The sequence below is a fragment of the Butyrivibrio sp. AE2005 genome, from assembly GCF_000686965.1.
GTDB lineage: Bacteria > Bacillota > Clostridia > Lachnospirales > Lachnospiraceae > Butyrivibrio > Butyrivibrio hungatei_A.
Map to the genome: position 1 here is coordinate 228,127 of NZ_JMMD01000001.1, position 25,389 is coordinate 253,515.

Annotated in this window: 22 protein-coding genes; 20 read left to right on the forward strand and 2 right to left on the reverse strand. The window is 41.6% G+C overall.

Annotated elements, in window-relative coordinates:
- Positions 1-121: 121 nt before the first annotated feature.
- The 7 genes from DL92_RS0101045 to DL92_RS21715 all read left to right on the forward strand — a co-directional run bounded on the left by DL92_RS0101045 (position 122) and on the right by DL92_RS21715 (position 11,016).
- Positions 122-394, forward strand: coding sequence for a hypothetical protein (locus DL92_RS0101045; protein ID WP_026655107.1), 273 nt, complete (start codon positions 122-124; stop codon positions 392-394).
- A 154-nt stretch (positions 395-548) separates the two neighbouring features.
- Positions 549-2,336 carry a methyl-accepting chemotaxis protein gene (locus DL92_RS0101050; protein WP_026655106.1) on the forward strand — a complete coding sequence of 596 codons (1,788 nt, stop codon included), beginning with the start codon at positions 549-551 and terminating at the stop codon, positions 2,334-2,336.
- 50 nt (positions 2,337-2,386) lie between these two features.
- Complete coding sequence (locus tag DL92_RS0101055) at positions 2,387-4,462, forward strand: methyl-accepting chemotaxis protein (RefSeq protein ID WP_026666654.1); 2,076 nt, start codon at positions 2,387-2,389, stop codon at positions 4,460-4,462.
- Between the two features lie 38 nt (positions 4,463-4,500).
- The gene (locus DL92_RS0101060; RefSeq protein WP_026655103.1) at positions 4,501-6,546 is read left to right on the forward strand and encodes an ABC transporter substrate-binding protein; all 2,046 of its coding nucleotides are present in this window, start codon (positions 4,501-4,503) and stop codon (positions 6,544-6,546) included.
- A gap of 41 nt (positions 6,547-6,587) precedes the next feature.
- Positions 6,588-7,979, forward strand: coding sequence for an ElyC/SanA/YdcF family protein (locus DL92_RS21710; protein WP_081811845.1), 1,392 nt, complete (start codon positions 6,588-6,590; stop codon positions 7,977-7,979).
- 82 nt (positions 7,980-8,061) lie between these two features.
- Positions 8,062-8,802 carry an LppM family (lipo)protein gene (locus DL92_RS0101070; RefSeq protein ID WP_155840968.1) on the forward strand — a complete coding sequence of 247 codons (741 nt, stop codon included), beginning with the start codon at positions 8,062-8,064 and terminating at the stop codon, positions 8,800-8,802.
- 180 nt (positions 8,803-8,982) lie between these two features.
- Positions 8,983-11,016: a glycoside hydrolase family 11 protein gene (locus DL92_RS21715; protein WP_026666655.1), complete on the forward strand. Its 2,034-nt coding sequence runs from the start codon at positions 8,983-8,985 to the stop codon at positions 11,014-11,016.
- Positions 11,017-11,389: 373 nt separating this feature from the next.
- On the opposite strand, the gene DL92_RS0101080 is transcribed toward DL92_RS21715, so the two are convergent.
- Positions 11,390-12,265 (reverse strand): YitT family protein, encoded by an 876-nt coding sequence (locus DL92_RS0101080; protein ID WP_034461998.1) that lies wholly within the window; start codon positions 12,263-12,265, stop codon positions 11,390-11,392.
- A gap of 88 nt (positions 12,266-12,353) precedes the next feature.
- Here DL92_RS0101080 and DL92_RS19950 point away from each other — a divergent pair, with 88 nt between their 5' ends.
- From DL92_RS19950 to DL92_RS17870, 4 genes are all read left to right on the forward strand, one after another.
- A complete protein-coding gene (locus DL92_RS19950; RefSeq protein ID WP_051625195.1) occupies positions 12,354-12,782 on the forward strand; it encodes a hypothetical protein in 429 nt (142 codons plus the stop codon).
- A gap of 21 nt (positions 12,783-12,803) precedes the next feature.
- Entirely contained in the window at positions 12,804-13,835 is a 1,032-nt protein-coding gene (locus DL92_RS19955; protein WP_051625196.1) for a hypothetical protein, read from the forward strand.
- Between the two features lie 707 nt (positions 13,836-14,542).
- Positions 14,543-15,148 carry an L-2-amino-thiazoline-4-carboxylic acid hydrolase gene (locus DL92_RS0101105; RefSeq protein ID WP_026655098.1) on the forward strand — a complete coding sequence of 202 codons (606 nt, stop codon included), beginning with the start codon at positions 14,543-14,545 and terminating at the stop codon, positions 15,146-15,148.
- Positions 15,123-15,446, forward strand: coding sequence for a peptide deformylase (locus tag DL92_RS17870; protein WP_242845818.1), 324 nt, complete (start codon positions 15,123-15,125; stop codon positions 15,444-15,446). The genes DL92_RS0101105 and DL92_RS17870 overlap by 26 nt, the downstream gene beginning before the upstream one ends.
- A gap of 77 nt (positions 15,447-15,523) precedes the next feature.
- On the opposite strand, the gene DL92_RS0101115 is transcribed toward DL92_RS17870, so the two are convergent.
- The gene (locus DL92_RS0101115) at positions 15,524-16,396 is read right to left on the reverse strand and encodes a LysR family transcriptional regulator (protein WP_026666656.1); all 873 of its coding nucleotides are present in this window, start codon (positions 16,394-16,396) and stop codon (positions 15,524-15,526) included.
- A 301-nt stretch (positions 16,397-16,697) separates the two neighbouring features.
- Here DL92_RS0101115 and DL92_RS0101120 point away from each other — a divergent pair, with 301 nt between their 5' ends.
- The 9 genes from DL92_RS0101120 (at position 16,698) to DL92_RS0101170 (ending at position 25,366) form a co-directional block, all read left to right on the forward strand.
- Positions 16,698-17,693, forward strand: coding sequence for an alpha/beta hydrolase (locus DL92_RS0101120; protein ID WP_026655097.1), 996 nt, complete (start codon positions 16,698-16,700; stop codon positions 17,691-17,693).
- A 100-nt stretch (positions 17,694-17,793) separates the two neighbouring features.
- The gene (locus DL92_RS0101125; protein WP_026666657.1) at positions 17,794-18,786 is read left to right on the forward strand and encodes a serine hydrolase domain-containing protein; all 993 of its coding nucleotides are present in this window, start codon (positions 17,794-17,796) and stop codon (positions 18,784-18,786) included.
- A gap of 85 nt (positions 18,787-18,871) precedes the next feature.
- Positions 18,872-19,105, forward strand: a complete 234-nt coding sequence (locus DL92_RS0101130; protein ID WP_026655096.1) for a hypothetical protein — start codon at positions 18,872-18,874, stop codon at positions 19,103-19,105.
- Positions 19,106-20,305: 1,200 nt separating this feature from the next.
- Complete coding sequence (locus DL92_RS0101140; protein WP_026666658.1) at positions 20,306-21,808, forward strand: hypothetical protein; 1,503 nt, start codon at positions 20,306-20,308, stop codon at positions 21,806-21,808.
- An 87-nt stretch (positions 21,809-21,895) separates the two neighbouring features.
- Positions 21,896-22,183: a hypothetical protein gene (locus DL92_RS0101150; RefSeq protein ID WP_026655094.1), complete on the forward strand. Its 288-nt coding sequence runs from the start codon at positions 21,896-21,898 to the stop codon at positions 22,181-22,183.
- Positions 22,184-22,293: 110 nt separating this feature from the next.
- Positions 22,294-23,439, forward strand: a complete 1,146-nt coding sequence (locus DL92_RS0101155) for a PP-loop family protein (protein ID WP_026666659.1) — start codon at positions 22,294-22,296, stop codon at positions 23,437-23,439.
- A gap of 57 nt (positions 23,440-23,496) precedes the next feature.
- The gene (locus tag DL92_RS0101160) at positions 23,497-24,255 is read left to right on the forward strand and encodes an SDR family NAD(P)-dependent oxidoreductase (protein ID WP_026666660.1); all 759 of its coding nucleotides are present in this window, start codon (positions 23,497-23,499) and stop codon (positions 24,253-24,255) included.
- Between the two features lie 212 nt (positions 24,256-24,467).
- Complete coding sequence (locus DL92_RS0101165) at positions 24,468-24,815, forward strand: PadR family transcriptional regulator (RefSeq protein WP_026666661.1); 348 nt, start codon at positions 24,468-24,470, stop codon at positions 24,813-24,815.
- Positions 24,815-25,366: a DUF1700 domain-containing protein gene (locus DL92_RS0101170; protein WP_026666662.1), complete on the forward strand. Its 552-nt coding sequence runs from the start codon at positions 24,815-24,817 to the stop codon at positions 25,364-25,366. Before DL92_RS0101165 ends, DL92_RS0101170 begins: the two co-directional genes overlap by 1 nt.
- Positions 25,367-25,389 lie beyond the last annotated feature (23 nt).

Below are 25,389 nucleotides of genomic sequence, written 5' to 3' on the forward strand. Positions count from 1 at the left end.
GGACAAACGTGCAATTTGAAATAGCAATACAAGGTGGTATTTATCAAAAAAACTGTTGATAGATACCGCTTTTTTGTACTAATGAAACATAACACTTTTATAACTGGAAGGAGACTAAAAAATGGATGCACAAAACTTTTTGACGATGAGTATGGACGAACTTGCAAATGAGATTTCTGAAACAAAGAAGAAATTATCTGCACTTGAGCAACTTATGAAGATTCGTCAGCAGCTGGGTGAGAGAACAACCAGACAGATAGAAGCCAAAAAGAAGGCTGAAAAGAGAGCGGCATTAAAGAACAACAGAACTGCAAGCTCTTCAATGCCTGCATCAGATACGGTTGCCGAGTCACAGTACGGACAGGATTTCTTTAGCGAACGCGAAGACTATTAAAAACGCATGAATAGAGGAATTGTTTGGCAATTATAATAAGAGTATAAACAATTTCTTAATTATCGAGATATAGTGCGCTAATATGCTTTAATTGCGTTATAATTGCTTATATGGTGATGTGTATTTTCTTTTTGGAGGAAAGGAGTGCATGTAAGTGAATAATAACGCAGAGAACAGAACAGAAGGGATTAATCTTTTTAAGAAAATCGGTTTTCAGAACTTGGCAGTAAATGTTGTTATGCTTGTAATGTTCATAATCGCTATAGGGATCATGGACAGCAATATGAAGAATATTATCAATATTTCTGTTGGGGCAAGTAACGATGAGATACAACTTCTGAGTAAGGAAGCAAGACTCAGAGAAAACCTTATAACCATTGACGGTAATCTTTCTGCTTTGCTCGGTGCCGTATCAATGGGAACCAACGATCCCGCAAACTATGAAGTATATTTCACCAATATTGATGCGGTAGAAAAAGAGATGCCTGATCTTCTTGCGTTCTTGCAGGGAAGTATTCTTGTCACACAGGCAGCGGACGGACCTGCCCAGATGGATGAGATAAATAAGACTACCAATGCGTTTCTGGCTATTACAGATGACATGGTTGTTCAACTTCGTGCTGCGGATGCCGCAAAAGCGATGGATATATATATCAATCAGTATATAGATGCGCAGGCCGCTGTATATGCTGCTTATGATGCTGCGGAAGCTTCAATCGCCGTCCTCGGAGATGAGCTTAAAGCATATCTTGATATGATGTATGGCAAGTCACTTACAAAGACTATAGTCCTCGTAGTTGTCTTCGTTATCATTATTGCTGTGAGCCTTGTTCTCAATGAGGTTAGAATTAGTAAGAAGATCGCAAGTATCGTTTCCGAACTTCAGGGAATCATCAAAGGAATTAACAATAATGAAGGTGACCTTACGTCTCGTATTGGAACTAAGACAACTACGGAGCTTAGTTTTATCGTGGGCGGTATCAACAACTTTATTGAGACTTTGCAGGGAATAATAAAAGAAGTTAAGGATGGTTCCACTGTTCTTAATACATCTGCCGATTCAATGACGGATAAGATTGAAAAAGCAAGCGATAATATCACAAATACATCGGCTGCTCTTGAAGAGCTGTCCGCAAGTATGGATACCGTATCGACGACTGCGGACCAGATTTCAGGAAGGCTCGATGAAGTTAAGGAGGCAACTTCCGAAATCAGACAGGAAGCTGCTAACGGAGCGGAGACCGCCGAGAATATCAAGAAAGAAGCTGACGAGATCAAGAACGAAGCTCTTAAGAAGAAAGAGAATACCGGCGTGAAGGTTGAAGAACTCAGCGCGGTTCTTGAAAAATCAGTTAAAGACAGTGAGAAGGTTGCACAGATCAATGAGCTTACCAAGGTTATCCTTGATATTGCATCGCAGACAAACCTTCTTGCTCTCAATGCTTCGATTGAGGCCGCAAGAGCAGGTGAAGCCGGTAAAGGCTTCGCGGTTGTTGCAGAAGAAATCAGTGCACTTGCCGACAACAGTAGGCAGACGGCCGGAAATATCCAGACTATCAGTAACGAAGTTACGGAAGCGGTTAATACTCTTTCAACCAACGCCATGGATGTTATAGAGTTTATAAATAACGACGTATTGAATGACTATGATACATTCGTTGAGACCAGCGATAAGTATGAGAATACAGCGGTAGTCATGGATGATATCCTTGATAAATTCAACAGAAAAGCCGATAACCTTAACATTATCATGGATAAGATGGCTGACTCGGTTGAATCCATTACTGAGTCTGTAAAAGAGAGTACTCAGGCAATTAACCTTTCGGCAGCCAACTCTTCCGAGATTGTCGGACAGATTCAGGGTATCAGCGAAGCAATGGGAGAGAACAACAAAGTTACAGATCAGCTAAGCAACAGCACTAAGAGATTTGCAAATCTCTGATTTGGGGACGGGGGATCACCACCTTTTGTACATGAAAGGAGAGCCGCTCAATGAAAAAGCTGAACAGCCTTAGGGTTAAGCTGACTGCATTCTTTCTGATACCTGTCATCTTTATAATTATTGTCGGGTATACCGCTTACTCTATAGCATCAAGTGGAACACAGGAGACTTATGAAAGTAATGCCGTGACTGCGCTGCAGCAGATGGCAAATTACTATGAGCTTACCTTTTCGGTTGTTGAGGGTAAGACAGAGCAGCTTTCCGGTCTTTCTGAGATCAAAAACTATTACGGCGGGGCATATACGGATACCGAGGAGTCGAGGAATGCTCTTTCCGAGATATACCGAAGTGCAAGGAACCTTGCACAGTCGGACAATATAGTCGGAGATATGTCTATCTTGGCCTATAAACAGACATCGTTTTCCGTGGCAAACGGAAACTATCTGATGTTTAATTATGGCGGATCATCGGCAGCAGCTGAATTTGATAAGACAGGTGATTCTTCTTTATTATCTGCAAGTCCCAATGCAGGTGCATGGATGGGAACGAGAGTATTCATCGATTCCTATCAGGGCGCCAATTCCATTGAGGGCACTCCTTATTGTGCGGTCTATGTAGAGCCATTTTATGATTCACTCGGTGAAAAACTCGGTTATATTTCCACAGATATAAGACTTGATACATCTCTTGTTGCGCTTGAAAGGATCAACCTCGGCGAAGGAAGCACATTTGCTTTTATAACTTCCGACGGCGTTGAGACCAACATGAACGGCAAGAGTAACGCAAACGAAACAATCTTTGCCAATACAACATTCTTTGAAGATATTAAAGCATCTTCCGAGTCATCGGGAGTTGAGTGGATGAAAGATGCCACGGACAAAAAAGTATATCTATATGTCTATGCAAAAGTAGGAGAGTCCGGAGCGGTTATTTGCGGCCGTATTCCAGAGACTGTGATAAGCGGAAGCGTAAATAACATAAGAGTTGCATCTGTTATCGCAGTGATTCTTGCAACTGTTGTTTCTTCGATAGTCGGAATTATCGTTTCTAATAGCATCGGAAGCACGGTTAAGGGAATATCGGATGGATTCGAACAGGCAGCACAGGGAGATCTTACAGTTTCAATTACTTCAAAGCGCCGTGATGAGTTCGGCGCACTTTCAGGTTCAGCAAGCAAAATGATAGAAAATACCAAGCGACTTCTTCTTAAGATATCAGCGACCGCCGATTCTCTTAAGAAGTCCTCGGATGATATCGGAGGAGCATCAGAGTCGCTTGTTACTGCGTCCGAAAATATTACGTCATCTGTCGATGAGATTAGGCTTGGTCTTGATCAGCAGGCACATGATGCGCAAGGATGTCTTGATGAAGCCGACGTACTGACAGATAAGATCGAAGTCGTAAGAAAGAATGTACAAGCGATCGGAGACATGGCATCAGATGCGGACGAATCTGTTAAGAACGGTATCGAAGCGGTAGAAAACCTTAAGACAAAGGCGAATGAGACCAGCGAAGTTACCAATGGCGTTATAGAGGATATTGAAGCTCTCGCAAAAGAAACATCATCTATCGGAAATATCATTGCTACGATCGATGAGATTGCAAGAAGAACAAATCTCCTTTCTCTTAACGCATCAATTGAGGCTGCAAGAGCGGGAGCTGCGGGAAAAGGTTTCTCCGTAGTTGCGGAGGAAATCAGAATGCTTGCCGAGCAGAGTGCTGTTTCTGCGGGTGAGATTGGAAATATCATCACAACGGTTACGGCAAAGACCGAGCAGACGGCGACCGCAGCCAAGCATGCGGAAGAAATCGTAAAACAGCAGGAAGAAGCGGTAGAAGCAACGCTTTCGGAATTCAATGTAATAAATGAAAACTTCAAGACGATTGCGGATCATCTTAAAGAGATCGGACTTCAGGTGGCCGATATGGAAAAGGCGAAAGTCAATACACTTTCTGCTATTGACGGTATCTCGGCAGTTTCGGAAGAAGCGGCTGCTTCGTCTTCGGAAGTTGGAAATACGGCTCTTGATGCACAGAATGCGGCAAAGAATCTGAATGATGTCATCAAGGATCTTAGAGGCGCAGCTGATTCACTGACAACAGAGCTCACGGGATTCAAGTTATGATGACCGGCGGACAATGATCAATAAGGAGGATTACACGCATGAATAGAAAACATATTGCGCTGTCTCTTACGGTGGTTATAGTCTTGACGGTATCAGGATGCGGCAGCAGAAGTGTAAAATTAAATCAAAGAACAGAGTCTTTTACCGATACATCGTATGAGCAACCGGCTTCTGAGGAAGCTGCAACGTCGCAGGCAGTCTCTGAAGTAAACAGAGGAAGCCTCAATTATTCGGAAGCACCTGAACTGTCAGCAAAGGTAGGTGACGGAAGTCTTCCTGCTGTTGATAGCAGGCTCCCTATTAAAGAAGATGTCTTCATCGCACAGACGGATGCAACAGGAAATGCCCTTGAGATTGGCGAGTACTGCGGAAATTGTAATATGCAGGGACTTTCCGGTTCATGGGGTATAGCAAGACCTGTGCTTGAGAGTATTATCAGGTACAACTGCGACGGTAGCTACGTTCCGAACGTAATTAAGAGCTATGAAGCAAATGAAGATTATACAGAATGGACGTTCAAATTAAGACAAGGAATGAAGTGGTCCGACGGCGATGATTTCAACGCGGACGACATTACATTCTGGTACTACATGGTTCATATCAACAATTATGATACAAAGGCAAGCTGGGAAGCACTCAAGGACAATGAGACGGGCGAATTCGCCGTGCTTAAAAAAGTTGACGATTATACCGTGACCTGGAAATTTGATACGCCCAAGTATCCCGGTGCTTTTATCGAGAACGGTGATCTTAAGTGGTGCTGGGCGCCTTCACATTACCTGATAGATCTTATCCCTGCGTCGCTATACGTAGAGAATGAATATTGGGAAAATACGGGGCTTTCCGACGGGCAGGTATTGGCTAACGCCGCAGCTAAGGGAATGTCCTTTGAGTCTGTAGCCGATCTTGGAAAAAATGCCTGCTATTATTTCTGGAACGTTTCGGGAATTCCTACAGTAAACTCCTTTGTTTTGAGTACAGAGGAAGGGCACAACTCAAAAAGCTCGGAAATATGCATACTTGAAAGAAATCCGTATTACTGGAAAGTTGATGCGGAGGGCAAACAGCTTCCGTATTTTGACAATATCTATATGTTCAATGAACTCGAAGATAAAACGGCGGCTTTTGCGAACGGCGAGCTTGATTATATGGATGTAGGAATGGAGCAGATAGGTTCAATGCTTTCGGAGCTTGGAGATGCAGCTGTACTTAAGACGGTGCTTGGCTCGAGCTGGGGAGCGGATCAGCTGACATTTAACTATACATGTAAAGACAAGAACTATGCAGATCTTTTTGCAAATCCCGATTTCCGTCAGGCGGTTTCTATGTGCGTTGACCGTCAGGAAATATCACTTCGTATCTCGGAAGGATTCATGAGACCGGGACAGTGCGCGCCGTCAACGGGAAGCATGGGATATGACGAAGAGTGGTCCAAGAAGTGGACGGATTATGATTTTGCTTCAGCGCAGAAACTCCTTGAGGGCTGCGGACTTAAGCTTGGAGGCGACGGATATTATCACTTCGCGGACGGTTCGGACCTTTCAATCGATTTTGTATCTCTTGAAGGAAATGCAGATACCATATACAGCGCATTAAAGAGATATTTTGATTCCGCACACCTTAAGACAACTCTTACGGATTATGATGCGGAAACCTATGATCAGCTTATTGACGATAATGACTGGATTGCATCGATGTGTCCTCATATGGACGCCGGCGGACTTTCGTTAAGTGAGAGAGCGGCTGCTTTTGTACCGATAGCACAGGCTGCCGAGTGGTATGGAGAGTACGGAACGTATTATACAGATCACAGCCTGGGAGTTGCGCCTACGGGAGATATGGAAAAGCTCGTCGAATACTATGAACAGTGGATCAACACGGCGGACAGCGCCAAGAGAGATGAGATAGCATCTAGCATCTATGAACTTCACAAGAATAACCTCTGGTCCATAGCTTATGTAGAAGGCGCCAATTCCTACTGCCTCATAAATCCGAAGTTCCACAACTTCGCAAATAAGCTTGTAAGCAATGATCTGTATCAGTACATGAATATTTACCACTTTGAGACTTTATTCAAAAAGTGATAGAATTTACCATTATATGTGCCATTAAGTGTAATAGCTTAATGGCACTTAAGATTAATGGGATGGTAAAGATGACATACAGGATTATTGCTTTATTTTTTATGTTTGTGTTCTACGGCATATATTTTACTAAGATGATGCTTCAGAAAAAGAAGGGCATTGTCACCGATCAGATTGCAAAGGGGAAAAGCCGCGACAAAGGCTACTATATTGAGCTTACAATGAAGATCGCAACTTACCTCGCTCCGCTTGCCGAGGTTATATCGATCGTCCTCGGAACGGTGAGTTTTCCGCTGATGTTTAGAATCATTGGAATGTACTTTGCGTTTGTAGGAGACATTGTCTTTTTTACTTCTGTATATACGATGCGCGACAGCTGGAGAGCGGGCGTTGCGGAAGATGATAAAGAGAAAAGAAATCTTGTGACGACAGGGATATATAACTACTCAAGAAACCCTGCATTTCTCGGATTCAACCTCGTGTACACCGGAATCCTTCTGATGTTCTTTAATCCTGTACTTCTTGTTATCTCTGTATTTGCGATGGTGATGCTCCATCTGCAGATCTTACGTGAAGAGAAATTCCTTGAAAAAACCTACGGAAGCGAATATACGCAGTACAAAGGCAGAACAAGCAGATATGCCGGAATGGGACGACCTACGCCGTCAAAGATCCTCATGTATATCTACTTTGTACTTACTATCTGGTCAGTTCTGTATTATTTCACATGCCTTGCGTACGGCGGAGGGCTGACGCTCTCGTGGGTATGGCTGTGGCTTATAATAGCGGCATTTTCCGCACTTAGAGTTTTTATGCTAAAGCGCCGCATAGACGGAAGGGAAAAGAAAAAGCTTCCTGCGGCGGTTAAATGGATATACCGTGTTGTTTTCACAGTATTCCTGACATACTTCGCCGTAACCGAAGTTAAGATAATCCGCGCAATGAGCGCAAGACCAAAGGAAAACCTTGATTACATCATAGTTCTCGGCGCCGGACTTAAGGGGACCGAGCCGAGCAACCAGTACAAGGCAAGAATAAGAAAGGCAGCAGAGTACCTTGATGAAAATGAGAATACAAAGATCATAGCATCGGGCGGTCAGGGAAACGATGAGGAGATAAGCGAGGCTGAGTGCGCAAAGAGAAAGCTCGTAAGCCAATACGGAATCGATGAGAGCAGGATCATTCCGGAAGAAAAGTCTACCGACACGGAGGAGAACCTTAGATACAGCCTTGAGATAATAGGTGACCCTACTATATCTACAGGTATAGTGACCAACGGCTTTCACGAGCTCAGAGCTATGTCGATTGCCAAAAGAGAAGGGTATAAGAACGTTTATTCAGTCCCTGCGAAAACTCTTTTTCCATGCGGAATTCACTATGTTGTCAGGGAGTTCTTTGGCATGACGGAGTTCTATATAAAAAATATTTATTGATTTATAAAATGGCTAAAATGATAAAAATGCTATATAATAATTTTTATGTAACATTTAGTTTTAAAATATATATAGGATGTGTATGAAAAAATTAAAAGTTATATTATTATCTTTGCTTAGCGTTTTAGCGCTTTCCGGTTGTGTCAGATTTGAGACGACAATGGATGTTAAGCTAAACGGCAAGATGGACGTGGCCATATGCTATGCAATGGTAGATATGGGCGACAGGGACCTTGAAGAAATCCTCTCGGAAGAGCAGATGGAGGATTACAAAGAGGACGGCTGGGACGTTGAAGGCTACAAGGACGGAGGATATTCCGGATATATTATCAGGAAAGAAAACGTCTCTGCGAACGAACTCAGCGATATTTCCGATGAATTCAAGTCGCTTAAGCTTACGAGAAAAGGCATTAAATACTCGCTTGAGTGGGATATATTCCGCGATGCGAGAGACAGGGATTTCTCCGGCGATTACAGAAGCTATGTTAAGATGAGCGGTGCGCATATGAAGCTTACCGTCAATCTTCCGGCAAAGGCCCGGGCACACAATGCCACGCATGTTTCGAGGGATGGAAAGACCTATGAGTGGGATCTTCTTAACTTTGACGATCCCGACGGAATATACCTCGATTTCATGCTTATCGATTTTAAGCTGGTGGCAGCAGCTGCGGGCTTATTGCTTGCTCTTATCATAGTTGAGGTCGCAATATTCAAATGGCTTAAGAACAGGAAAAAGTCAGAAAAGAGCGGTACAAGCGCAGGTAGTAAACTCCTAAGCTCGCTTAAGTCACTGGCTCCAAAAGGCAAAGGTAAGAAAAAATGAGAAAGTGCGGTTGCTTGAGATATACAGACTCTTGCAACCGCGCTTTTTTTCTAACTTTATAACGCACATATCGCATCTGATGCGACAGCAGTGCGGATATATAGCTTTCGCGTATGTGAACGATATGTTACAATACGATTAATGTTTTAGAAGAGGTTTAGATGGAGGAGGATATCGTAGATGAAAAACGGTTTAAAAGTAGCGCTGCTTTCCATTGCGTTATGTGCCCAGTTATTCGTCCCTGCGCTTAAAGTTCAGGCGGCTACGACAATAACTGAGAATAAAACTGGTAATCAAGACGGATATGATTACGAACTTTGGAAAGATGGCGGAAACACTAGCATGACGCTGAATTCAGGTGGAACATTCAGCTGTCAGTGGAGTAACATAGGAAATGCACTTTTCAGAAAGGGTAAGAAGTTCGACAGCACAAAGACATATCAGCAGTTAGGCAATATTTCTTTTGATTATGGATGTGACTACAAACCGAACGGAAACTCTTATCTTTGTGTATATGGTTGGACAAAAGACCCTATGATCGAGTATTACATCGTAGACAGTTGGGGCTCATGGCGTCCACCCGGAGGATCACCAAAGGGTCAGATCCAGGTTGACGGTGGAACATATGATGTTTACGAGACAACTCGTGTAAATCAGCCTTCAATCGAAGGTAACAAGACTTTCAAGCAGTACTTCAGTGTTCGTACTCAAAAGAGAACAAGTGGAACTATCAGCGTTTCTGAGCACTTCAAGGCTTGGGAAAAGATGGGAATGGGGCTTGGAAAGATTTATGAAGCAGCTCTTAATATTGAGGGATATCAGAGTAGCGGATCTGCCAATGTTTATAAGAATGACATGAAGGTTGGCGGTTCATCTTCAAGTAATAATAACAATAACAACAGTAACAAGAACAATAATAATAACAATAATAACAACAATAATAATAACAATAATAATAACAATAACAAGAATAATAACAACAATAACAATGGTGGCAACAATAACGGCGGAAACAACGGCTGGAATTGGGGCAACTGGTGGAACTGGGGAAACAACAGCGGAAACAATAACAACAACAGCAACAACGGCGGCAATAACGGCGGCAGTGCTCAGAGTTCCGCAACAGTTCAGTGTGAGTCCATGACTAAGAGCGGACAGTACGCTGATACCATCGGATCACCTTTTAACGGAATGGCTCTTTATGCAAATAATGATAAGCTCAGCTTCAATCAGAATTTTGCAAGCGATACAAGTGATTTCACACTCCGCGGATGTTCAAATAACAACAACATGGCAAGAGTAGATCTTAGGATCGGCGGCCAGAACAAGGGCACATTCTATTATGGCGGACCTTATCCCGCTGAATATACGATCAAGAACGTTAAGCATGGCACAGGAAACCAGACTGTAGAGCTTGTTGTAACAGCTGATAACAATCAGTGGGATGCTTACGTTGATTACCTTAAGTTCAGCGGTGCGGGCTCAAATTCAGGCTCAAACAACAACGGACAGAATAAGAACAATAATAATAATAATGCTGCAAAGAATAACAACAATAACAACGCAGCAAATAACAACAACGCAAACCAGAATAATAACAAGAACCAGAAGCTTATCGCTCTTACATTTGACGATGGCCCTACAAGCACAACAAACGAAGTGCTTGATATTCTTCAGAAGTACAATGTTAAGGCTACATTCTTCCTTATCGGACAGAATATTAACCAGAATACTGTAAACACAATGAAGAGACAGGTTAACATGGGATGTGAACTTGCAAGCCATTCTTTCACTCATCAGGATATGTCAAGAATGAGTGCTCAGCAGATAAAGGATGAGCAGCAGCGCACAGCAACTGCAATTAAGAATGCTGTAGGCGCAGATGTAAAGTTCTTCAGACCACCTTACATTGCAATCAGCAACACAATGTATCAGAACATTGACGTTCCTTTCATTCAGGGAACAATGCACAATGACTGGCTTGATAACACATCAGCTCAGCAGAGAGCGCAGTCGGTACTTAACGGCGCAAGAGACGGACAGATCGTTCTTCTTCACGATTTCCAGGGAAATTCGAAGACAGTCCAGGCTCTTCCTCAGATCATCGAGGGACTCCAGAAGCAGGGCTATACTTTTGTAACAGTAAGTGAGCTTTTCCAGAAGAAGGGCGTTAATCCTAACGTTGAGTACAAGATTTGGTCAGCAACATATTGATATATTAAATGGGGAAAAAATAAACAGGTAGGTTACAAATATATATTAAAAGAGAAGGCAGCTAAATATGGCTGTCTTCTCTTTGATTTACTAAAACTTCCCGCACCATGGTAGGTCGTAAGTGCAGTCTTTTTGCTGCGACATCTCAAAACATTATATTGACTGTGGGATTGGATGAACACATGCTGCGCTTCATAAACTCACATCTGCACCTTAGAAATTTCATCTGTTTGTGCAGATGAAATTTCTAAGGTGCATATGCTCAGACAACTTCGCGCAGCATGTATCTAAACCCACAGTCAATATAATTTCGATGAAATACAGCAAAAAGACTGCACTTACGATTTCCTAAGGTGTGGGGAGTTTTAAAGCTTTAGTCTTCCGGAATACGATAGAAGCGTCCCGAGACTCTCTCGGATTTGAATACGTTTACAAATGAGGCGGGATCAAATTCCTTAATTGCATTGATTATCTGGGTTACCTGAGTGGCGGTGATAACTGAGTATACAACGGATTTATCTTCGTCGCCCTCGTGGGAGCCTCTGCCGTAGATTATTGTAGAGCCGTGATTTGACATTTTGTAAATCAGGGCACTTATCTCGTCAGGGAACCGCGTTACAATGAACAGCGTAGTTTGCTGGTATTTACGGTACAGTACGTGGATCACTGTCGTAGATACGTATTGGAATACAATGGAATAAAGAGCTCTTTCCCAGCCGAACAAAGCGCCGGCGGTAATGAGGATACAGGCATTAACATATAATGCAACATTGAAGCCGTCAAAACCCTTTTTGTACAGATAAATAGCTATAAAGTCTATTCCTCCGCTAGTTGCATCCATCAAAAGGCAAAGGCTTATAGCCACTCCGTTTATGATGCCTCCGAATATACTTATCAGTATAAGGTCGTTGGTTATCACATAGCCGGGAATAAGATCGGCCAGAATACCTGTGAGCAAGATAACAATGCATGAAAGCGAAGTGAACTTTTTTCCTATATACTTAAAACCTATAAAAACGGGAACAACGTTTATGGCGACGTTAATAGGAGTATAGGGAATCTTGATTCCTATAAATCTATCAGCAATCTCCTGTATCAGAAGTGTCAATCCGGTCGCTCCTCCGGGTAAGATACCTCCTGTTCTGACAAAAGATTTGATATTAAGCGCAAATACCACAGAAGCAATAGTCACCACAACAAAACGAAGCGACATCCATCTGTAATTATTTCCTTTAATCTTTTCGTTCATCTCAGACCATCCTTACATATTCGTTTCTTCCCTATAATTATATCATTAGAGTATAATTTAATAAAAAGAAACAGGAGGCGTATACGCTATGGCGTTTAACATTGATAAGATTTTTGAAAGCTATGAGCCTTTTAGCAGGATAACTACTAAAAAAGAGTACGAGAACCGAATGAGTACCTTTCAAGCTGAAAGATACTCTTATCTTAGTGAACTTACAGAGGCCACGGATATAGCTGTAGCTTCAAATGCTTTTTGCGACGGAGTACATGAGACGTTTAAGAAGTTTGGCAAGGTTCGCACGGGACCGTTAATGGACTTAAACTGCTTCCTCATTTACTACATTTTTCCCGCTATTCTTAAGAATGAGGGAGAAAGAGCTTCGGCTATATGCGACACTCTTAGGGATACCTGGAACAGCCGCTTTAAGTGTGACATAAACTATACGGATTACGATAGCTTAATGAGTGGATTTAAGAAAAAGCTGCTGGGAATTGCGGTTGAAGAAGAGGACAAATAATAGAAGTGGGAGAGTATGTTCATGACACGAAATAAATTGAAATTCATGGGACTTTTGGTTTCATCTGCTTTGCTTGTAGCATGTGGTGAAAAGAATGTAGAACAGGCAGCAGTTGAAAGCTCGGAAGCGGCGATTGAGAGTACAAGTGAGGTGACGGAAAGCGCCGGTGAGGCGACCAAAGCGCCTGAAGATGGAAACATTTTTGCTCAAATGCCTAAGAACTTCACGTTTGCAAGCGGTGCGGGTGCATGGGCTACATCTCTTAAATTGTCTGAGGACGGTTCATTTGTCGGAGGTTATCACGACTCGGATATGGGGGACAGCGGCGACGGTTATCCAAACGGAACAATTTACGTATGCGGATTTTCGGGCAAATTCTCGGATCCCGAGCCTACGGAATATCAGAATATCTATTCAATGAAGCTCCAGGAATTAAATATAGATGATAAGGACAAGCTTAATACAGAAGAAATCATAGACGAAGTTAAGTATGTTTATTCTGAGCCCTATGGACTTGAAAATGCCGATGAGCTCCTTATCTATACGCCGGGAGCGCCTCTTTCCGAAATACCTGAAGAATGCATGTCATGGACAACTCTTAGTTCTTCGGTTTCAGATGTGGTACCTGACGGATATTACATAATTTATAATGTCCATGACGGAGAAGCTTTTAACGGAATGACTGACGGCTGCATATGGACACGTGATTTTAAATATGAGAATGGCGATGCATATGCAAATTTTAGCCCGAGGTGCTCGGGAAGTTATCTGGTGTTTTTTGCCGAAGAAGATACTCCCGCTTCATTCTCTGTAAAAGTTCCGTGGGACGGAAAGAATGAAGAGCCGATGGTATGCGAGAGTTATTGGCACGACGATGGAGATGATACCAAGGTTAAAGTCACGGTGAAAAAGGATGAGACATCAGAACCTAATAAGCTGAAATATGTACTGAAACTGGAACATGTTTCAGATCCGCAGTTTGATTTTTCGGCGTGGGGAAGTGATGAGCCGGGGAAGCTGAGTGCGGTGTTTGAAGAGGTGAAGTATGAATAAAGAATTAATAGGACCGGAAGATGAAACAGCGAAAACTGGTGAATCTATGATTTTTGCTGTTGAAAATGAAGCTTATGTTTTAATTATGACAGCGGGAAGTACGGTTTTATAAAAGCCGCTGTTGAAAAGCAAGTTTTTGTCTTGATTATGACAGCGGGAAATGAAGTTTTTGGTGTTTCGCTGTGTTTGGGCGAGTTTATGATTACTTTAGAAAGTTGCGGACAATAATGTAAGTGAGTATAATTTGTTTTAAATCAGCTGAGTATTTCCTTAAATGGGTTATCTTCTAGAATTTTATGAGAACAGAAAGTACGTTTTGAAAGGGAGATGATTCATATAAGGTTATTGAATTTATGGATAGTCTACAAAACGAAGTTAATGTTGTTAAACGCAATGAGGATGGGAGGTGGAGTATATTACACTTCTGATGAGAGATAGAGAGAAAATTGAATATAACGAAGCTGTTAAACTTCTTGAGAAAGAGGATGAGATTTAAAAGACTATAGCTACAACGTGAAAGAAATAATATCAAATCTTGAATAGCAGCTTTTTCTGTATTTACGGGAGAAGCTGTTCTTTTATTCTACTATGGAGTTGAATTTTTATTGGGTCACGCTGACCCGATAAATGACCCAATAAATGACCCAATAAAAAGGTGACTGTTAATTTAGAAATGAATGATAACATTAAGGAGATTGACTAGAAGTATGAAGACAGTAGAGAAGGCTATGAAGGGGATGGATTTCATAAAAGGCGAGGTTTACAAAGAATTTGCACAAAGCGATGCAGATGAGATCTGGAAAAATGCTACAGATAAACTTGAGAAGATAATGGCAGATCATGCGAATCTTCCTAAGGGAGTGGCGGCGCACACTGACAGAGCAATATTTCCTTCAGCTGCAATTTATCTTTCTATGAAGGAAAAAGATGCGGATAAAGCATTTGAAGTAATGAGAGTAGCAATGAAAAACAGAAGCGAGCAGTCGGGAGCGTCTTTGGCAAGAACTGCAAAGTTTCCGGGATTTACAAGATTCTTTCTCGCCATGTGGGGACCCGTAGCTCGTAAGAGCTTTGGAGAAGCTTCGGGATTTAAAAATGTCTTTTACCCAAAAAAGAAAGGTGAGTTCTGCATGGATATTACACAGTGTCCATATCACACTTATCTCACTGAACTTGGGTGTCCTGAGATAAATAAGCTGTTTTGTGATAACGATATCTACAGTTACGGTAATATTCCGGGGCTTGAGTTTATAAGAACCAAGACAATCGGCAATGGGGATGAGCTGTGTGATTTCAGGCTCAGACTTAAGTGAAAGTTACGCGGCAGGAGATATAGATTATATACGAGGAGTTAGGAAGAGAATTATAGTGGTGGCTAGGGGACCTTTTCTTTTCCCCATGATAAATCCTGTTATTACTAAGAAGAGCGGGGAGTACCGGACGGAAGAAAGCTGTCTGTCGCTGGAAGGTGTAAGGCGCTGCACGCGGTACAGGGAGATCGAGGTTGATTATCTGGACCGCCACTTTAAGCTGCAGCATGGGAAGTATAAGGATTTTATTGCGCAGATCATTCAGCATGAGATTGATCATTTTGAGGGGATTTTGATTTGAAATAAGTATTAATGCAATTCACATAGTGTCTGAGAAGTATGCGATTAGCTCGTGGACGCTCTTGAAGGAATTATAACTTAAAATGACTCCCTTATCTGTGCCAGAAATTTCTCTGCAATAGGTGTGAAAGTCTGGTATTTGTTCCAAATCAGATATAGCTTTGTTTCCTGCTTGGGTGTGAGGGGGCGGAATACAAGATCACTTTCTTCGGAGCAGTTAATGAGGTGCTCAAAGGTAAGAAGTATTCCGAGACCTTCTTTGGCAAACATAGAAGCATTATAAGCAAGGCGAAAAGATCCTTCCAGGTGGAGTTTGGAGAATTGATTGCCTGCCCACTGTGGGATCTCAATATTCCAGCTTTGTTCAGAGCAGAAGAGTGGATGGCCGATAAGGTCGGTTGCCTTTATGCTCTTTTTCTTTGCAAGAGGGTGGCTCTTTAACATTACAGCTCCCCAACGGTCGGTATCAGGGAATGTGATAGAATCGTATTTTTCTTTGTTTGGAAGCTCGCAGATTACGCCGAAATCAAGCAATCCCTTATCAAGCTTTTCTGTTATCTGTTCTGTGTCACCGCTGGTGATGTGGTAGGTAAAGGAAGGATAGCTGTCTTTGAGTTTTTTTATTTCTTTAGCAAGGTGGCAGATTTGATAGGATTCAGCCAGACCAAAGTATATATCACCGCCGGTGATGTCATTTAAGGAGATAAACTCCTGCTCGATTTTATCTGCCATAAGGACCAGATCCTCGGCACGGTCGCGAAGGAGCATTCCTTCATCAGTGAGCTTAATGGAGAAGCTGTGGCGCGTGAATAGTTTTTTTCCAAGCTCTTCTTCAAGACTCTTTAATGACTTGGAGAGGGTGGGCTGCGTTACATGGAGTAATTCAGCGGCTCTGGACATGTTCTCTTCTCTGGCAACAGCTAGAAAATATCTTAAATTTCTTATTTCCATAATGGATTCCTTTCAGGCAGTGATATAACCAAAATGAATATCATGATATTCATTATAACCATTAGCGAAAGCGATGTATACGGATTATAGTGAGATTGTCAGGGAAAAATATAAATATGGTACTAAAAATGAACTTGGAAACTGTTGAGTCGTAGAAAAGAAGACTGTAAGAATGGAGTACATGATCATGAAAAGAATTGGAAAGCTTTTGGCAGTATCATTAATATCAACACTTGCTCTTTCAATTGGAGTATGTGGGAGTCGGAATCCGGAAAATGTAAAGGCTAAGGAGAATAAAGCGATGATGAAAACTGAGAAATTAAATCTGACAACAGAGTGGGATAAGACTTTTGAAAAGAGCGATAAAGTTGATCACAGCAAAGTAACATTTGCAAACAGATATGGGATAACACTTGCTGCTGACATGTATGTTCCAAAGAACGCGGAAGGAAAGCTTCCGGCAATTGCGGTTGCGGGGCCTTTTGGTGCGGTTAAGGAACAGTGTTCGGGATTGTATGCACAGGAAATGGCAGAGAGAGGTTTTTTGACAATTGCCTTTGATCCGTCATTTACAGGAGAGAGCGGAGGTCAGCCTAGGTATATGGCATCTCCTGATATAAATACAGAAGATTTCATGGCTGCTGTGGATTTTTTATCGGTTCAGGACAATGTGGATCCTGAGAAAATAGGAATTATAGGAATCTGCGGATGGGGCGGAATGGCTCTTAACACCGCGGCTCTTGATACCAGGGTAAAAGCTACGGTAACATCGACAATGTACGACATGTCCAGAGTTAATGCCAACGGATATTTTGACGCAGATAATAACGAGGAAGCCAGATACAATAATAAAGTGGCGCTCAACAAGGCAAGAACAGAAAATTACAGAAGCGGAGAATATACAAGAGCGGGCGGATGCCTTCCGCTTCCCGTGCCGGAAGATGTCCCTTTTTATGTAAAAGACTATAGCGAATATTACAAGGGAAGAGCCTATCATGAGAGGTCCTTAAATTCCAATGAAGGATGGAATACTGTAGGCTGCATGTCTTTTATCAATCAGCCGATACTGAGATACACAAATGAGATAAGAAGTGCGGTTCTCATGATTCATGGGGAAAAAGCCCATTCTTGCTACTTTAGTAAGGATGCCTACGCAGATATGACAAGAAACAGTAAATACACAGACAACAAGGAGCTGATGATCATACCTGGGGCGGTTCATACAGATCTTTATGACAACGTGGAAGTAATTCCTTTTGATAAAATGCAGGATTTCTTTGTAAAGAATCTCAAATAGGTTCAATATCAAACGTAAGATTTTTCTTGAAAAAGATTTTAAATTCAATTAGCCTTTTCTTAGGACGTCCGAATCTTTCCTAAGAGGAGGCTTTTTTACTATGAATAAAGAACAACTACACAGGTACATTTCTGAGAGCACCGGGAATGAGAGTAATATATGCCAGATTTATTCCATCAAAGATGGTGAGGTGGTGCTTGATGATTGTTGGCATGGATTCAAGACTTTGGATGCGATGAATGTCAATTCTGTGACTAAAGGCATTATGGCATTACTGGCAGGAATCGCGTTGGATAAGGGATTTATCCAAAACTTGGATCAAAAGGTGATGGATTTTTTTTCTGATTACAATGTAAAACGTGGGGAGAAAACTATCTATGACGTTACGATCAGGCATATGCTCACGATGACAGCCCCGTATAAAGGCAAGTCAGAGCCGTGGAAGAAGGTATGTACATCCGCAGACTTTACGCTTGCGATTCTTGATTATCTTGGTGGCCGAAGCGGAATCACCGGAGAATTCAGGTACGCAACACTTGGCATTCAGATCCTTGCGGGGATAATCGAGAGAGCAACAGGTGAAAAATGTATTGATTTCGCTAACAAGAATCTTTTTGAACCACTGGGACTTCCCGAGCGTATACCTCACGGAGACAGTTCTAAAGAGGATCAGTTTGATTTTTTTATGAACAAAAATCCCAGGAAATACGAGTGGTACTCTGACCCTAAGGGCTGCGTTACAGCAGGCTGGGGATTATGTATGTCGGCAAAAGATATGGCTACTGTCGGTGAGCTTGTTTTGGATGGTGGACTTAGTGGCGGCAAGAGGATCATCTCTGAAGAATATTTAAAGGATATGCTGGCGCCGCACCTTAAGCTTGGCGAGCGGTTTGGTTTCATGAACTATGGCTATTTATGGTACAAGCCATACGATGACAAGGGTGTATATGCTGCGATTGGTGACAGCGGAAATATCATTTATGTAAACAAAGAGGAAAATGTATCTGTGGGAATGACGGGGACATTTAAGCCGAGAATCTTTGACCGTGTGGAATTTATTGAGCAGAAAGTGTTGCGGGCGATTAGTGGGTGAGCTTCGCCCTGATGTAAAGTGGGGCGGCTATATCCTGAGGGTTAACGGGAAACGCATTTACGTTACGGGAAATACGGAGATAAATATGGATTCTATTTTGATTAAAGACACTACAAGAGAAGAAAGAGAGCGCATTGTTGCTGAATCGATCGGTAATATCGATGGCAGTTGTGACGGCTGCAGCGCGGGGCTGATCGAGATGTATCAGCCATATATAGATGGCGTTAAGGAAATCCGTGAGATCAATATGGAGTTTAGGGCGCACTATGAGTCGGGAATTGATGGACCGGTGAAGAAGGAATGCGGATATAAGATGTGATTGGAAGCGGGCTTTATGGGCGTCGGGCTAAGGAAGGATTCGGGTGAAAACAGCGGAAATAGGTAAAAATATGAATTTTGCCGCCTGAAATAGGGCTTGTGCGTTAATTCTTACATCGGAAAATCTTTTTTATTATGATCCGCTGTTGAAAAGCGGTTTTTTGTCTTGATTATTGCAGCGAGAAATGAGAATTTTAGAGTTTCGCTGTGTTATACTCCGCAATAGCTTTAACATGTGTCGCTGATTGTTGTTATGGGTCGGCCGTTCGCTTCAGACGTACAATTTTTCTTATAAACTCTTAGATATTTTTGTCCAATATCGTCTTTAAGGATACTTATGTCTGTATCGGAATACTCAAAAGAAAGGCTTTCAGGGCCAATATGAGTCTTTTCTATAGTTTTTTACGATTCTATATTTGGAAGCAACTTTCTCCGACTTTTTATGGAAAAAAATCATAATATTTCTCCGCCAATCTGATTAAATAATATGGACCTATTAGCAAATGAGGGGGAGCTAATAGGTCCTTGAGTTCTATATGGCATATAAACCAGTACAAGAACTTATGGGGGCTTATATATTTCATGGAAAGAAAAAATATATAAGTCTAAAATTGGGTATTCGTACAACAAAATAACGTTAACATATTCTTAAAAGAAAATCAATATAAATGTTATTAAAAATATTATTTTTTTTGGATGGTGCCAGGTGAGAAGAACTACATAAAAGTTGCAAGATGCAGTATCTACCAGTGCTATGTGCGAAAATAAAAAGAAAAAATAGGTGTTAAAAAACATTGAAAAAGAATTTTTTGCATGACAAAATGTTAATGAGAGATTAAAGAGATTCATTGAGGAGTAACTCTGTTTATAGGAAAAGAAACGGTAGGATTTGGAAGGTGAGTAAAACATGAAGAAAAGTGATGTTTTAAAACAAGTAAGAATCCTCATGCATATTACATGTACAAAAGGCTTTGAGAGACATAAGAAAGCTTATGTAGCTTGCGAAGGATAAGAGTGGATTCGATATGCGTCTGGCTGAAAAGTTCGATGCTTCGAGCAAGATTATTCTTAATCCCGGAAAAAGCCGGTTCTGGAGCGAACTTCAAATGTGAATAGCAATTTAATTTTATATACAAAGGCCTTGGAGATGGGTATAATCATTGGGTGAATGAATATGTGAAGAAAGAGTGGGATAGAAAAAATGAAGTCTAAGCATAAAGATATTTTGCTTTTCTCGGGGATTTTTTTGGTGCTGTTTGTATTCTTTTATGTTGCTCATCCTTTGATTCTGTTTGATTCGGATGACTGGGAGATGTGCAGTTATTTCAGGAGACCTCTTCCGATGCCTGGTGGGTATAACGGAATTAAAGTTTTTCCGGAAACATTATTCCCGATCATAACAGAGATAGCAGCGAATTTTGTCTATCCTATAATGAAAGATTATCTTATGTCACTTGCTTTGGCTTTTGCAGTGACGGGTGCATTGTTTATTTCAGTTTATTGCACGGTATTTGTTTCACTGATAAGAACAATCATGGATGATAAAGAAAGCATCATACCTGACCTTTTGGCTGTTTGCTTTTTGTCATTTCATTTTCTTATTTATAAAAATGATTGGTTTTCAAATACGCACTTGTTCTGGTCGGGAGATGTGACGTGCTTCATCCACTATGTGCTGACCGGTGTATTTAATATCACTATGGTCATGTGGTTTATGAACAAGGCGTACAAAGAAGGCGATGCCTATGAAGTAAAGCCTGTCGGACTAAAAGACGGGGTTATATTACTTGCAATTTATTTTGCAGTTTTTTCAAACATGTTTACAAACATTGTTCTTGTCTCTTTTGTGGCAGTTGAGATGCTCAGCGGCTTTTTCAAAAACAGAAAAGACAAGAATGCGATCAAAAAATTCATCATGTGCAGATGGTATTATCCGGCTACGCTTATTATGTGGGCATTTGCGTTGGTGATTCAGCTTATGGATCCTAGAAACGCTGATGCCAAGAAGCAGATAACAGATAAGATTGGTATTATGGAAATAACAAAGTCGGTTATTTCTAATTTTACCTCGATAAATAAGATGTGCTTACTTATTTTTGCTGTAATGACGGTTTTGTTTGTGATCGGTGTTTTCAAAAAAGGTGAGAATGTCGTAAAGACTTCAGAAGCTGCGATACTCGTTAAGATCATAGTTTCGGGATTTTTTACTGTTTTATATCTGATTCTTTTGTCAGGGGTTAGCGGAATCAATTATGCTCAAAGAAGTGATGTTTCGCTTGGCTATTATTTTTATATGTTCTTGTTCTTTACGATCGTATTTGGTATGGCACTTAAGAACGCCGATGGAAAAGAGTCGGGACTTGGTGTTGTTCTGCCGCTCCTTACTTTTATAACGGTTGCCCAGACAATCAACAGTTGTAAATCTTACAGGGATTACAATGATTTTGCTTTGTCAAAAGAACAGGTTTATTCGATCGGACAAGATATCTTAAGTCAGTATTTTGCGGCGGATAAGAGCGGAACAGAGACTATGGAGTTGCATGTTTTGGCCAATGAAGAAAGAGACAATACCTGGCCGTATACATTCTATGTCGGAGATGCAATCTCAGATTCTTTATCAAGGCACGGAGTTATAAGTAAATTCATCAAGTGCACGGTAATTTACGATAGACAGAAGGATGAAGAATTTAAGGTGGGATTTTAAAGTGGCGTATATTTTAGGGGCGGCTATTGTAGCTGCTCCTATTTTTGTTATAATTCTTATAAGTTTTAATGAACAGGAGGAGAGCTTATGAATACGGCAGATAAACTTGAGATACTTTTGGAAAAAGCAAAGAGTGATTCGGCTCTTAAGCGGAATCTTCTTGATACGAGAAATGAGGCAGATCCGCTTGCGGCTTTTTGTAAGGTGGCAGCAGGCGCAGGTGTGGAGCTTACCGTTATGGATATAGTCAATCAGGGCGAGGAGTTTTATGCGGAGATCAAGCGCAGTACCAACGGTGGCGGAGAGAATTCTCCGGATCTTGATTTTCAGAATGATGAGTATTCTATATTTATGATGAGACTTTCTGATCTGTGATATGGAGTTTTTTTGGGAGTAGCTATTGTTGCTGCTCCCATTTTTGTTATAATGCTATATCAGATAGAGAAAAAATTGAGATAAAAATGTGTTAGGAAAGAAAAAACGCAATGAAAGAAATATCACTTAACGATCTTCGTAAACTTCCGGAGGGTTCATACAGGCTTATAGATGTGCGCGATGAGGCGCTTGCTTCGTATGGTATGCTTCCGGGCGCGATTCATATTGATATGGAAGAGCTGGGAAAAGAAGACAACGCGGCAATCGGCGATATTCCGCAGGATAAGACTATTATTCTTTACTGCCAGATAGGTAAAAAGACTAAAGAAGCAGTGGAGCTTCCTGCTCTTAACGGACGCGAGTATTACGGTCTTGAAGGCGGATATATGGGCTATCTTCAGGATGAGCTTGCCCACATGGAAGAAGGTGGCGAGAAGCAGAAGAAAGCTGAGATGAGTATCAGAAAGAAATACCATAAACAGCTCTTTTCCAGATTTGCGAAGGCGTGCAAGACTTATAAACTCATAAATGAAGGAGATCATATTGCGGTATGCATCTCTGGCGGCAAAGATTCTATGCTGATGGCGAAGCTCTTTCAGGAGATTCAGACGCACAGACAGGTGAAGTTCGACGTGACTTTTCTTGTCATGGATCCCGGTTACAACAAAGAGAACAGGCAGCTTATCGAAAGTAACGCCAAGGCGCTTGGCATACCGATCACGATTTTCGAGAGTAACATATTTGACTCCGTCGACAATATAGAAAAGAGTCCTTGCTATATCTGTGCGAGAATGCGCAGAGGTTTTTTGTACAGCAAGGCAAAAGAGCTTGGATGCAACAAGATCGCGCTCGGCCACCACTACGATGATGTTATCGAGACCATTCTTATGGGAATGCTCCAGGGCGGCCAGATCCAGACGATGATGCCAAAGCTCCACAGCACTAACTTTGAAGGTATGGAACTTATAAGGCCTATGTATTTTATCCGTGAGAGTGATATCTGCGCATGGAGAGATTACAACGAGCTTCATTTCCTTCAGTGTGCATGCCACTTTACGGAGACATGCTCGACCTGCCATACGGACGGAACTACATCGTCAAAGAGGCTTGAGACCAAGAAACTTATCGAAAGGCTCAAGAAAGACAATCCTTTCGTTGAGTCAAATATCTTCAGAAGTGTCGAGAACGTGCAGCTTAATACTATCATCGAGTACAAAAAGGACGGCGTAAGGCATAACTTTCTCGATGAATATTGATATTTTGCAATATAAACAATATCGGAAAAACTAACTAATGCGATAAGGTAATGATATATGAAAACAGCTTTTATAACCGGAGCAACCTCAGGACTTGGCGCCGAGTTTGCTCGTAGATATGCAAAAGAAGGATATAGGCTTATTCTCACGGGAAGAAGAACGCAGCGTTTAAATGCCCTGAAAGATGAACTTGGAACAGAATGTTTTATCATAACCGCGGATGTTTCGGATGAGGCTAATTGCAAGAAGCTTCTTGAAGAAATAGCGGATGAAGAGATAGATGTATTCATCAACAACGCGGGTTTTGGCACAGCGGGAAGTTTCCTTGAGACTGATCTTGAAAAAGAAATTTCAATTGTAAAGGTGAATGACATTGCAATGCACATTTTGTTCAAAGGCGTGCTTGTAAAGATGCAAAAACAGGGGCATGGAACAATTTTAAATGTCGCATCGTCGGCAGGTCTTTTGCCTGCGGGGCCTTATATGGCAACCTATTACGCATCAAAGGCCTATGTCACATCTTTAACCAAAGCTGTTGCGTGTGAGCTAAAAGAGATCGGCAGTAGCGTATATGTCGCATGCCTTTGTCCGGGGCCTGTAGATACCGAGTTTAACATGAATGCGGACGTTTCTTTTTCTCTAAAAGGTATTACAGCGGAGAAATGTGTCGATGAGTGCTTAAAGGGCATGAGAAAAAAGAAAACGGTTATCATACCGACACTCAGGATGAAGGTCGCACTCTACGGAAGCAGGTTTGTTCCTCAGAGTTTTGTAATCAAGATGACCGCAGGGCAGCAGAAGAAAAAGACGAGATGATATGAAAAAGTACACTGTTTAAGCAGGATATATGGCTTGGACAGTGTGCTTTTTTGATAGGAAAATTCCTATCAAAAAAGCTCTGCTATGGATGCGACCGATGCGCAAGCATTTCGCGAATGATTCTTTGATATCTTTTAAATCACACTTGACAGTCGTAATATTATACGCTATATAATATTGTATCAAAACAAAGCAAGAGAGGTGAGTGCATGACATATCAATTAACAGCCCCCTTACTTGATGCTTGCGTTCTGGGAATAGTCCGAAGTGAAGATTCGTACGGATATACTCTGACACAAAAAGTCAGGCAGGTTGTTGATATATCTGAATCAACGCTGTATCCGGTGCTTAGGCGTTTGCAGAAGTCAGACTACCTGAGAACATATGATGCACCTTTTCAGGGGAGAAATCGGCGGTATTACGCGATAACAGATGAGGGCAGAAATATGCTCGAATTTTATGAGAGCGAATGGAATGAATATAAGGAGAAAATCGATGGCCTTATCAAGGGGACAGGATTAGAGCCGTCGGAGGGAGCAATGGAGGAAAAAGACTGATGAATAAGGAACAATTTTTGAGGGAGCTTAATGGAAAACTTAAATATCTTCCCGAAGCTGACAGGAATGATGCGATTCGTTTTTATGACGAATATATTTCGGAGATGGAACTCTCCGATGAGGAGGATGTTACGACTAAGCTCGGAACACCAAAAGAAGTTGCGTCAGATATCATAAGTCAGTGTACTCAGAGACATATTGATAATGAGACAGAACAGAAGACTGTTAAAGGCGGTGCCACAACAATCTGGCTTGTTATTCTTGGAATACTGTCACTTCCGTTATCTCTACCGCTTGCGATTTTGGCACTTACATTTATTTTTGTATTTATAGTTCTTTTTTTAGTAATGATTGTTGTTGCATTTGCAGGAGCAATTGCAATCCCGTATGCGTTATTTGTTCACGGGGTGGCGCAAAAACTATTTACATTGGGATACGGTCTTGTGTCCCTTGGCGGTGGTATCTTAATGGCGTATGCCTTGTTGGCTGTTTTGAAAAAGATGTTTAGTGCGATGACTAAGAAAAAGAGAGTGAGGAGCATATATGAATAGAAAAACAATTCTTATCATTGCCG